This window comes from bacterium (genome assembly GCA_030247525.1).
Taxonomy (GTDB): Bacteria; Electryoneota; JAOADG01; order JAOADG01; family JAOADG01; genus JAOTSC01.
The window spans coordinates 1-3,784 of the sequence record JAOTSC010000239.1 but is presented as its reverse complement, the minus strand read 5'-3'; the positions used below and the strand labels follow the sequence as shown (position 1 = coordinate 3,784).

The following is a 3,784-nucleotide window of genomic DNA, read 5'->3' as shown; positions in this document are numbered from 1 at the left end:
GGTTGCAGTATACCCGTAATGGTAATCCCGTTGTACCGTTTGATTCCTTAGCGGTCCGGTTCGCACTATCCCTTGCGCAAGTTACGGTGCGGGTGATGAATGCCGACTCTACGATAGCGATCCCTAACGCGCAAGTCGATTTGTACGGAGTCTGGAATTATTTGTCGGTTACTGACGCCGACGGGTATGCGGTGTTTTCTAACATGAAGACCGGAAACTATCGCCTGCGCGCCTTTGCTAACGGTTACCAAGCGACGACCACCGCTCAGTTTGCCATCGCAAACACCGATACATTAAACCGGATTCTTGCCCTAACGAATCAAACGATAACTCCGAATGCGCCAACGAATCTGGTCGCCACCGGTGGGCAAAATGAGCAAATCTTCTTGCGTTGGAATCGACCCGCCGCGGCAGTCGACGAGCCGGGATTACTTTCCGAGCGGACCGCTCTAATCGATGTTCTTTCCCGTATACCATCCCATAACGAGCGGCGAATTCGCTATGAGCGACGATTGCAGGAAATCGAACACGATTTATCCCGAATCGAGTACGAACGCAATCGCAATGCGACCGATGCGCTTTTCGGTTACAATATCTATCGCATTACCGGCACCGATACCGCTTTGGTCGGGTATCGCAATCTTCCTACCGATACAACATATACTGATGTTGGACTTACTAATGGTGTGCTGTATCGACACTACGTACGTGCGGTATATGATGAGGGATTATCCGATGTATCGAATGTAACCGGCGTGTATCCTCGCCCCTTTGGGATGTATTTATCGGAAACACTACCGAGTTTTCAGTGGGTGGATATTGCGAATCGTGGCAGTGCGGCAGTCTACGGTGACGACGAAATCTCAGCGCCAATCCCGCTGCCGTTTAGGTTCCCGTTCTTCGGTGAGTATTGGGATACGTTACAAATTTCTACCAATGGATTTGTTGCCCGCAGTTTAACTGTAGACGATGCCGATCTTCGCTTTTGCAATGGCATACCCAATCCTGTGTTACCCAACAACTTGATTGCTGGTTATTGGACCGACCTCGTCGCGTCTCGCGACAGTATTCGCTGCTGGTATGATTCCACGAATAACCGATTCATCGTAAGTGTGCTTTCCGCTCAGTTCTATGGTGCTCCATTGACATCGGTTTCCTTCCAGTATGTCTTACAAACCAACGGAGAAATTTACTTGAATTTCCGCCGTGTAGTTCCGCCACAGTTTTCAACCGAGCAAACGAACGGCGTTGAAAATCGGTTTGGAACTGACGGATTTGGCTATACCTACCGGGGTATTTTGGAAACGATTAACAATCGTACTTATCACGTTTACCCAAGTTTATCGTTCTGTAACGTTCTTGGCATAGTGTCCGATTCGACTACTGGTGCCCCACTGTCCGCGCAGGTCGCTTTGAATTACAACCTATCGTATCCAATCCGCCGGATGACACAAACGAATCCTGCAAATGGGAGTTATTCGTTTGTTAACGTGAATGCGCTGACAGGATCAACTTATAGTTTGGAAGTTTCTTCGCCGGGTTATCAAACCCGAACGGTTCAATTCCAAGTTACCCCTGACACTGTGATTACGCGGAATGTTCGGCTTCTGCAAGTGGGGAATCTACCCCCGGCTAACTGCACTGCAATCGCGAATTTCGACGACCGGGTTCGCTTGACATGGGATCCCCCCGGTACGACCGGAACCGATGAAACTGATATTCTTACAGGATTTAAAGTATATCGTGATGCTGTATTGCGAGCAACTCTACCATCCACAGCGCTTTCCTATGACGATTCAATCGGAAGTAATGGTGAGAATGTAGCGCACACCTATCGGGTCTCCGCGACTTACTCTACCGCGCCAACCGAGGTGTTTGCAACTGATATAACCGGTGTACGATTTAATATGCAACCTGCGTCACCAGTGAATCTTTCGGCGATAGCCGAAGGTGATTCGGTGATTCGATTAGCTTGGGCAGCCCCAACCACGAATCGGGATGGAACACCATTAGTTGATGGAACCTCGTTTCGGATTTACCGGAATAGTGCGCTTCTAACGACGATTCCCTTTGCCCAGACCAGTTATAACGACCGTAATGTCGATACGCTGCATACGTACACCTATACGGTCAACGCAATCGACGAAGTGCCGAACGCATCGAATCCATCGAATCCCGCATTTGCTTCCTTCCGGAATCCGTACCAAACAACGACTTACTATTGGTTGAATACGCCGGGTGCAACAACGTTGCCATTTACTATCGATCAAGCGCAGAAAGTTCCCTTAGGATTTCCATACAACTTCTTCGGAACGGTGTTCGATTCGGTGACGATTTCTTCGAATGGGTTCCTTTCTTTTACTGATGAGCAGTGGTGGCCACGCGACTGTCCCGGTTTCCCCAATCAAACCGCTCCCAATGCGGTAATAGCACCACTGTGGGGCGAACTCGATTGTTCGCAGGGAACGGTATCTTATGCATCACCAATGAATCGGATGTTCATTGTTTCCTTCGAGAATATTCTGTTCCGAACCACCCGCGATACTGCCGGAAGTTTCCAAGTACGAATCGATTCAGTAGGTGCGATTACTTTCGCTTATCGCACTGCGCCGCGTAATCCGTTATATGGCATCGGAATCGAGGATGCCAGTGGTATAACGGGTTACCAACTTAATCTGAATGGGAATGGTGCATTTACGCCGACGACGCAATCTTCCGTCGCATTTTTCCAAACTACGACAGGAACGGGAACGCTCAGTGGTTCGGTTGTTCGACCGAATGGTACGCCGGTATCCAATGTTGCGATTGCTATCAATGATACGTGGAATACGACAACCAATGCCGCCGGGCAGTACACGATGCAGTTGCCGGTTGGAAATTGGCGGGTAAAGATTTCACGACCGTGTTTCTATCCCGATTCGATTATTCGCAATACGGTTTCGATTGCTACTGGACAAACAACCACGATTCGCGACACTTTGGGACAAGGCGATTTGGTAGCGAATCCAGTAAGTTTTGAGATTACTGGAAATCGTGGACAAGTTGTTACCCGTCCTTTGACGCTCCAGAATAGTGGCGATGCTCGACTTACATGGAATGCCGAGATTCGTTACCGTTCCGCCCTCGACGGCGTGTCCGCAACATTGCCTCGTGATCCCATTACTCCCCCGGCTGCCGATCAGATTTGGGGGCCTGATGCATTCGGCTATCGCGCTTATGACATCACCGAACCGGAAGTACCGGAGTTGCTGTTCTGGCCGGATATTACGAGTACCGGTACAACAGTAGTTGCAGGTGACGACCAAGGCGTCATGTGTGATATGGATGGTTTTGTTTTCAATTACTATGGCGTCAATTTTTCGCGACTGTTCGTATCGACCAATGGCATTGTGAAATTCACTGAGGTAACTACTGGCACCGGTTATAACGTGAATTCGCAATTACCTGCGAACCTTGCCTTCAATGCCCTGATGCCGTTATGGGACGACTTGGAAGCGACCGTGTATAAACAATACTATCCTGCAAATAATGTTTTTGTGTTACAGTGGGATGGCAATCGATATCCCAATGCCACCGACACCGTTCAGTTCCAAATCGTATTCTATGGGAACGAACGCATGTTCCTGTTTGGTTACAACCGGATTCATTCAGCTTCAGTTTCGGCAACCGTCGGGATTCAGTACAATGCGGGTGCGAACAATTTCTTCCTCCCGATTTACTACGGCGCGCAACCCGGACAAGGGATTCCAACAAATATGAATTCTTGGGGTATCGTATTTTATGC

The 3,784-nt window shown here is 49.0% G+C and carries 1 protein-coding gene; it reads left to right on the top strand.

Annotation, left to right across the window (positions count from 1 at the left end; genetic code table 11):
- Positions 1-3,784 (top strand): carboxypeptidase-like regulatory domain-containing protein (locus OEM52_14395; GenBank protein MDK9701325.1); only part of this gene is annotated, 3,784 nt, incomplete at both ends.